Source organism: Roseateles sp. FW301-B2 (assembly GCF_058788955.1).
The window spans coordinates 22,385-30,063 of record NZ_JBYTBE010000049.1; the positions used below are offsets into that span (position 1 = coordinate 22,385).

The 7,679-nt window shown below is 68.1% G+C and carries 8 protein-coding genes; 3 read left to right on the forward strand and 5 right to left on the reverse strand.

Translation table 11 applies throughout. The features are described from left to right. Positions 1-63: 63 nt before the first annotated feature. Positions 64-282, forward strand: coding sequence for a hypothetical protein (locus AC3WQY_RS22970; protein ID WP_285234657.1), 219 nt, complete (start codon positions 64-66; stop codon positions 280-282). A gap of 36 nt (positions 283-318) precedes the next feature. Here the strand turns inward: AC3WQY_RS22970 and AC3WQY_RS22975 are convergent, their stop codons facing one another. From AC3WQY_RS22975 to AC3WQY_RS22990, 4 genes are all read right to left on the reverse strand, one after another. After that, positions 319-741 (reverse strand): universal stress protein, encoded by a 423-nt coding sequence (locus AC3WQY_RS22975; protein ID WP_285234656.1) that lies wholly within the window; start codon positions 739-741, stop codon positions 319-321. 95 nt (positions 742-836) lie between these two features. After that, on the reverse strand, positions 837-1,607 hold the full coding sequence (locus AC3WQY_RS22980) for a metallophosphoesterase (protein ID WP_285234655.1): 771 nt from the start codon (positions 1,605-1,607) through the stop codon (positions 837-839). 10 nt (positions 1,608-1,617) lie between these two features. Further along, positions 1,618-2,385, reverse strand: a complete 768-nt coding sequence (locus AC3WQY_RS22985; RefSeq protein WP_285234654.1) for a YecA/YgfB family protein — start codon at positions 2,383-2,385, stop codon at positions 1,618-1,620. Continuing rightward, positions 2,382-3,338 (reverse strand): LysR family transcriptional regulator, encoded by a 957-nt coding sequence (locus AC3WQY_RS22990; protein ID WP_492710867.1) that lies wholly within the window; start codon positions 3,336-3,338, stop codon positions 2,382-2,384. The genes AC3WQY_RS22985 and AC3WQY_RS22990 overlap by 4 nt, the downstream gene beginning before the upstream one ends. Positions 3,339-3,448: 110 nt before the next feature. On the opposite strand from AC3WQY_RS22990, the gene AC3WQY_RS22995 reads away from it, so the two are divergent. Further along, positions 3,449-3,688 carry a hypothetical protein gene (locus tag AC3WQY_RS22995; protein ID WP_285234652.1) on the forward strand — a complete coding sequence of 80 codons (240 nt, stop codon included), beginning with the start codon at positions 3,449-3,451 and terminating at the stop codon, positions 3,686-3,688. A gap of 89 nt (positions 3,689-3,777) precedes the next feature. Here the strand turns inward: AC3WQY_RS22995 and AC3WQY_RS23000 are convergent, their stop codons facing one another. After that, positions 3,778-5,646 (reverse strand): phosphoenolpyruvate carboxykinase (GTP), encoded by a 1,869-nt coding sequence (locus AC3WQY_RS23000; RefSeq protein WP_492710868.1) that lies wholly within the window; start codon positions 5,644-5,646, stop codon positions 3,778-3,780. Between the two features lie 391 nt (positions 5,647-6,037). On the opposite strand from AC3WQY_RS23000, the gene AC3WQY_RS23005 reads away from it, so the two are divergent. Next, a partial coding sequence (locus AC3WQY_RS23005) for an MCP four helix bundle domain-containing protein (protein WP_492710870.1) occupies positions 6,038-7,679 on the forward strand: 1,642 nt, incomplete at its 3' end.

Sequence of the window (7,679 nt, forward strand, 5' to 3'; positions counted from 1 at the left end):
GCGGCAGCGTCCGGCGCACACTAGGGCCATGCCTTCCTGAATCCAGCCCTGTCGAGGTGTGATATGCGATTCGCTCCAGCACTGCGCTTCTTCCGTCGCACCCCGGTCGCCCACCATGTCCCCGAGCCCGCCGATCTGGGCACCGCCTTCGGCATGGAGGCCACGCTGGAAGGCGATGCCGGCTTGCAGGACTACCGCGCGCCCAGCTACGAGTTGGAGTCCGAGCGCGCCAAGACCGCGACCGAATCGCCGCTGGCCTGGCTCTCTCGCCGCAGCTCCTGACGCCACGCCGCGCTCATCGCGAGCGCGGGCCGACGTTCAGCGGATCAGCAGCACCGGCACTTCACATTGCGACATCACCTTGGTCGCCACCGAGCCCAGCACCAGGTTGCCGATGCTGCTGTGGCCATGTGAGCCCATCATCACCATTTCGAACTTGCCCTTGCCGGCCAGTGCCGAAATGGCTTCGGCCGCGGGGCCGACCTTGGTGACGAACTCGGCCTTGATGCGCTGCTTGTCGAAGAAGCTGCGAATGGGCTTCAGCACCTTCTCGGCTTCGTCCTCGTAATAGCCCTTGAGCACGGCCTTGTCGAGCACCGCCGCGGCGCGCGGCGGAATCGCCGCCACGGCATGCACGACGGTGTAGCGGTGGGCATCGCCCAGCCATTCGTCGTGGGCGGCCAGATAGGCCAGCATGCGCTTGGAATAACTGCTGCCGTCGACAGCGATCAAAATCTTCATGGCCTCTCCTTGCATCCGGGCCTGAACGCAGGCCCACCATCTTCAGTCTGGCACAGCGCGGCCCGCCCTCCTTGACGCCGCTCAAGACAGCGTGGCTAGACGTCCACACAGAACAGCGCGTCGCAGCCCTGCGATTCACCCTTGTGCGCCAGGCCGCGCGCATTGCAGACCACGCGGGTGCTGCCCGTTCCATAGTCGAAACGATAGTCGTAGCGGCAGTGCAGATGGCCGTGCAGCCAGAGATCGGCCAGAGGCAGCAGGTCTTCGTCGTTGTTGCAGAAGCTGCCGGTGCCGGGTTGGCGGCCATAGCGCGGGTCGGCGCTCTTCAGGCTGGGCGCGAAATGCGTCACCACCACGGTCGCGGCAACGCCGGCCGGCGGCCGCTGCAAGCTCTCGCGCAGCCAGGCCTTGCAGCGCAGGGCCTCGGCGCGCACCGCCTCGGCGTCGAAGGGCTGACCCGCACGCGTGGCCGCCATGACGCGCTGGAAGTAGCCCGCCGCGCGCATGGTGCGTTCGCGCTGCGCGGCACCAAAGACCTCGAAATCGCTCCAGCGCGTGCTGCCCAGAAAGCGCAGCTGCCGGCCCTGGCCATCGCTCAGCAGCAGCTCGGTCTCGTCCAGCCACAGAAAGCCCAGGCGGTCGGAGAGCGCACGCAAGCCACGCCGTGCCTCGTCGACATCGCGGCCGTCGTACTCGTGGTTGCCGGGCACGAACAGCACCGGCACCGGCCAGCCCTTGAAGGCCTCCAACCCGCGCCAGCCGCTGTCCACATCGCCGGCCAGCACCAGGGCTTCGGCGCCGGGCGCGGGCCGGGGTTCGAAGGTCTCGGTCTCCAGGTGGAGGTCCGAGAGCAATTGCAAGCGCATCAGCCGGGCGTCAGTTGGCGCCGTGGCACTGCTTGTACTTGCGGCCGGAACCGCAGGGGCAGGGATCGTTGCGGCCGACCTTGGGCGTGTCGCGGCGGATGCTCTCCACCTTGTAGCGGTGCGCTTCGGTGAGGTCGCAAAGGTCGGCCACGGTCACCACCAGCTCCTCGATCGCATCGTCCAGATCCTTGAGCGGATGCTCGCGGTCCAGGGTGGCGACGATTTCCTTCTCTTCCGGCGTCTCGGCCGGCAGATGGCGGTACAGGCGGGCCAGCGAGGCCATCACCGCGTCATCGTCCATCTCGCTAAGTTCGGGGAAGCACAGCGCGGCATGCTGGAAGCCCGCCACCCAGGGCATCAGGGTGCGCGAGATCGGGCCCATGGCCTCGTAGGTGGCGCGCGCCTGGGCCTGCTCGGCGTCCTCGCCCTCGGGGGGCGGCGGGTCCACCGGGGCCTGCTCGTCGAGGTCCAGCACGACGGGGTCGAACCAGCCGTCTTCCACCATGGCGCGGTTCAGCGCGGCATGGCGGCGCGCCACCAGTTCGCGGATGCGCGCCAGCCAGGCGGGATCGACGCTCTCGGGCAGCAGGCCGCCGTCATAGTCGAAGATATTGGGCAGCCACTCATCGATCTCGATCAGGCGGGGTTGCACCAACACGCCACAGAGATAGCCGTCGAGCATGGAGGCATCGAGGGCTTGCAGCGGGGCCGGCGTGGTGGCCAGCAATTCATCGAGTTCTTCGAACTCGGCATCGGTCAGGTCGGCGGTCTTGCTCATCGCCCGATTGTCGCCGTGTTTGTCGCCGCTTGGGCCGCCGCGGCGATCAGCCGCCCGCGCAACCAGCGCTGCGCGCTGCGGTCCTCGTTGCGCAGATGCCAGAGCATGTCCACATGCACCGGCGAGAGTGCAATCGGCAGGGGCTGCTCGACCAGGTCCTGCTTGTAGCCGGTCGCCTCCACGAAGGAGGCCGGCAGCACCGTCAGCAGATCGGACTGCGCCACGATGCGGCCCGCGGTGAAGAACTGGTTCACCGTCAGCACGATGCGGCGGCTGCGGTTCATCGCCGCCAGGGCCTCGTCGACGAAGCCGTGCGGCCGCCCCGAAAAGCTCACCAGCAGATGGTGGGCGGCGCAGTAGCCGTCCAGCGTCAGCGGCGCGCCGGCCAGGGGATGGCCGCGGCGCATCACGCAGACGTAGGCGCTGTCATAGAGGCGGTGCTGGCGTATCGAGGCCATCGGCCCCTGCGCCTGCAGGGCCGCCACCGCGTTCGGGAAGTAGCCCAGCGCGAAATCGGCCTCGCCCTGCTCCAGGAGGCCGCGCGGGTCGCGCGTGGTGAGCGGCAACACATGGATGCGGGCATGCGCACCCGAGCCCTCCAGATCGGCCACCAGCGGCGGCAGCACCAGGGCGGCGGTGGCGTCGGCCATCGCGATCTGGAAGGTGTAGTCCTCGGCCTGCGGGTCGAACTCGCTCGGGTCCAGCACGGCGCGCAGGCGCTCGAGCGCATGGCGCACCTCGGGCCACAGGCCTTCGGCGCGCGAGGTGGGCTTCATGCCGAAGGCCTGGCGCACGAACAGTTCCTCGCCCAGGGCCTCGCGCAGACGCTTGAGCGCATGGCTCACCGCCGGCTGGCTCATCGCCAGGCGCTCGGCCGCGCGGGTGAGGTTGCGCTCGGCCATCACGGCGTCGAAGACGCGCAGCAGGTTGAGGTCGAGATTTCGGAAACTCATATTCGCGCTATTTATATAGCAAATTCAGACAATTCATTTGCCTCATGTCTAGGGTTAACCCGATACTCTCGCCATCGACTCCAACAGAGTCATCAACGCAAGGAACCGCCATGAGCGTCGCTACCCAAACCTTCGGTCTGCCGTCCTACCGTACTGTGAGCCACGGCGCCTCGTTCACCTCCATCGGCGCCCGCCTGTGGCTGAGCCTGATCGCTTCGGTCAAGGCCCGCTTGGCCGCCGCCGCCGAAGCCCGCGCCGAGCGCGAACTGCTGGCCCTGGCCCAGGAATACGAGCAGAGCATGCCCTCGTTTGCCGCCGAACTGCGCGCCGCCAACTGCCGTCGCGACTGATCGCAGGCACCGGCCCAGCCAAAGAAAAGCCCGCTCATTGAGCGGGCTTTTTTGTGCGTGCGTGGCGGCGCGAGCCGCCATGTCGGGCCTTATTCGGCCGCCAGACGCGCCTCGATCCTGGCCTTGGTGGCCGGCAGCTCGCTCGGCAGGTGGTAGGCCAGCTGGGCGAAGAGCTCGTCGTGCAGCTTCAGCTCGGCGGCCCAGTCGGCCTTGTCGATGCGGGTGGCGACGTCGAACTGCTCCTTGCTGAAGGCCAGGCCGTCCCAGTTGATGTCCTCGTAGCGCGGGGTCACGCCGAAGGCATGCTCCTCGCCCGACTGGCTGCCGGTCACGCGGTCCAGCATCCACTTCAGCACGCGCATGTTCTCGCCATAGCCGGGCCAGACAAACTTGCCGTCGGCGCCCTTGCGGAACCAGTTGACGCAGTAGATCTTGGGCAGGGTGGCACCCGAGGCTTGCAGCTTCTTGCCCAGATCCAGCCAATGCTGGAAGTAGTCGGCCATGTTGTAGCCCATGAAGGGCAGCATGGCGAAGGGGTCGCGACGCACCACACCCTGCTGGCCGGCGGCCGCAGCGGTGGTCTCGGAGCCCATGGTGGCGGCCATGTAGACGCCTTCCACCCAGTCGCGCGCCTCGGTCACCAGGGGCACGGTGGTGGAGCGGCGGCCACCGAAGATGAAGCCGTCGATGGCCACGCCCTCGGGGTTGTTCCAGTCCGGGTCCAGCGCCGGGTTGTTGGTGGCGGCCACGGTGAAACGTGCGTTCGGGTGCGCGGCCTTGGCGCCGGTTTCCTTGGCGAGGGCCGGCGTCCAGTCCTTGCCCTGCCAGTCGATCAGGTGCTCGGGCGGGGTCTCGGTCATCGATTCCCACCACACGTCGCCATCATCGGTGAGCGCCACGTTGGTGAAGATCACGTCGCGGTGCAGGCTGGCCATGCAGTTGAAGTTGGTCAGCGTGTTGGTGCCGGGCGCCACGCCGAAGTAGCCGGCCTCGGGGTTGATGGCATAGAGGCGGCCATCGCTATGCGGTTTGATCCAGGCGATGTCGTCGCCCACCGTGGTGACCTTCCAGCCCTTGAAGGTCTGGGGCGGGATCAGCATGGAGAAATTGGTCTTGCCGCAGGCGCTCGGGAAGGCCGCGGCAAAGTGGTACTTCTTGCCCTCGGGCGAGGTCAGGCCCAGGATCAGCATGTGCTCGGCCAGCCAGCCCTGGTCGCGGCCCATCGTCGAGGCGATGCGCAGCGCGAAGCATTTCTTGCCCAGCAGCGCATTGCCACCGTAGCCGGAGCCGTAGGACCAGATTTCCTGCGTCTCGGGGTAATGGACGATGTACTTGGTCTTGTTGCAGGGCCACTTCACGTCGGCCTGGCCGGCTTCCAGCGGCGCGGCCACGGTGTGCACGCAGGGCACGAAGGCGCCATCGCTGCCCAGCACGTCCAGCACGGCGCGGCCCATGCGGGTCATGATGCGCATGTTCACCGCCACATAGGGGCTGTCCGACAGCTCCACGCCGATATGCGCGATGTGCGAGCCGATCGGGCCCATGCTGAAGGGCACGACGTACAGCGTGCGGCCCTTCATCGCGCCCTTGAAGAGGGCGTTCTCGCCGGTCTGCAGCAGGGCGCGCATCTCGGCCGGGGCCATCCAGTTGTTGGTCGGGCCGGCGTCTTCCTGCTTGGCCGAGCAGATGAAGGTGCGGTCTTCCACGCGCGCCACGTCGCTGGGGTCGCTGCAGGCCAGGAAACTGTTGGGGCGCTTGACGGGATCGAGCTTCTTGAAGGTGCCCGCATCCACCAGTTGCTGGCACAGGCGGTCGTACTCTTCCTGGCTGCCATCGCACCAATAGACATCGCGGGCCTGGGTCAGCGCGGCGATCTCGGCCACCCAGGCGATCAGGCGCTGGTGCTTCACATAGGCCGGCACGTTCAGGCGCAGCCCTTCCATCACGGGTTGGTTCATGGCAAGTCCCATTCAATATAAAAAGCAGAATTGGGCCAAGCTCGGAGGGCGGCTGCCGGCGTCGTGGAAGACGGGCGTCGCGGGCCGGGCCTGGCCCAATGCCGCTCATTGCACTACCTGAGATGGGGCAGCTTGCTCTGAAGGCACGCCGGACCTGGATGAGGCCGGCGGGGTTCCGGGCCTCTTTGTAGAGCCCGAACAGTGGATTGTCACCCCAATGTAACCATGCCGTAACCACCCGAGCGGGCGTGGTTATGCATTTCCCGAATGAGTTCATGCGCACTTCCGGGGGCCCTTATCGGCAATCGTGCTTTGGGCGACATTTGTCACGAACGGCCGCCTCCGGGACTGCGATCACAATCACGCCACCGCATCAGGAGATTGCAGCAGCGTGAAGGGTCTGGACATCAAGTGGCGTTTGACGGCATTGCTCGTCGCCATCGTCGCGGCCATGACGCTGCTCAGCGCCGGCGGCCTATGGCGCTTGCGCCAGCTATCAGCCAGCCTGGATTCGTTCTATGCAGACCGGCTGTTGCCGCTGCAGCAGTTGCAGCGCATACAGCAGAACCTGCTGGCGGCGAACCTGCTGAGCGTCGGCCGCCTCCTCGACGGCGACGACGTCGAGCGCGCGCGCAGGGAGCTCACCGCGAACAGCCAGGCCGCCCGCCGCGACTGGGCCGAGTACAAGCGCACCCAGCTGGTCGAGCGCGAGCGCCAGCTGGCGGCGAGGGCCGAGCCGCTGCTGGCCCGCGTGCTGGCGCAAGCCGACAAGCTGGCCGGCCTGCCGCGCGGCGATGCGATGACGGAAGCCGCCCGGCAACTGCAAGGCGAGCTGCGCCAGGCCGATCTGCCGCTGGGGCGGCTGCTGAGCGAACTCGCCGATGTGCAGCTGGTGGTGGCGCGCCAGCAATCCGAGGACGGCCAGGACGCGCTGGCGCGCACCGCCTGGCTCACGCTGGGCCTGCTGCTCGGCACCGGCGCCCTGGGGGCGGCCATGGCCTACGGCCTGTGGCGTCGCTATGCCGACGAGCAGGCGCATGCCCTGGCGGCACGCCTGCGCCTGCAGCGCTTTTACAAGGCATTGTCCGAGACCAATCAGCTGATCGTGCACGGCGCCGCCGACGTGCCGGCGCTGTATGCCGGGCTGTGCCGCATCTGCGTCGAAACCGGCCACGCCAGTCTGGCCAGCGTGGTCCTGCTGGACGGCAAGGAATTCGTGCGCACCGCCCTGCATGGGCCGGCGGAGCTGCTGATGCCGGGCGTGCCGCAGCGCTGGGCGCTGCAGTCGCGCTTCGGCGCCAGCTCGCTGAGCACCCAGGCGATCTCGCAGAACCGCCATGTGATCAGCAACCGGGCCATGCAGGACCCGCAGCTGCTGCAGCCCGCAGCGCCCCTGATACCGCCCGGGGTCGAAGCCATGGCCGCGCTGGTGCTGCGCCGCGCCGGCCAGCCGATCGGTGCGCTGAGCCTGCTGGCGCCGGAAGCCGGCTTCTTTGACGAGGCGCTGCTCGCCCTGCTCGACGAGATGGTGTCCGACGTGTCGTTCGCGCTCGACAACTTCGACCGCGAGCGTGCCCGCGAGCAGGCGCTCGCCGAGGCCCGCCAGCACCAGGCCCTGTTCGGCGCGCTGTTCCACGCCTCGCCGGTGTCCGCGGTGCTGGCGCGCGCCGACACGGGCGAGGTGCTGGAGGTCAACGAGCGCCTCTGCCAGCGCTACGAGCTGCCGCGCGAGGCCTTGCTCGGCAAGCGCCTGTCCAGCCTCGGCGTGGGCCTGCTGCCGGCCGATCAGGCGCAATTCAATGAGCTGCTCAAGCGCGACGGCCGGGTGCGCTCCCTGCAAGGCCAGGTGCGCAGCAGCAGCGGCAGGCTGCTGCACTCGCTGGTCGACGCCGTGCTGCTCGACTACCAGGGCCAGCCCTGCGTGCTGGCCACCAGCGTCGACATCACCGAGCTGCGTGCCGCCCAGGCCCTGGCTGCCTCCGGCGGCGGCGCAGCTGCTGGCGACAATGCCGCCGCCCACAACCCACCCGAAC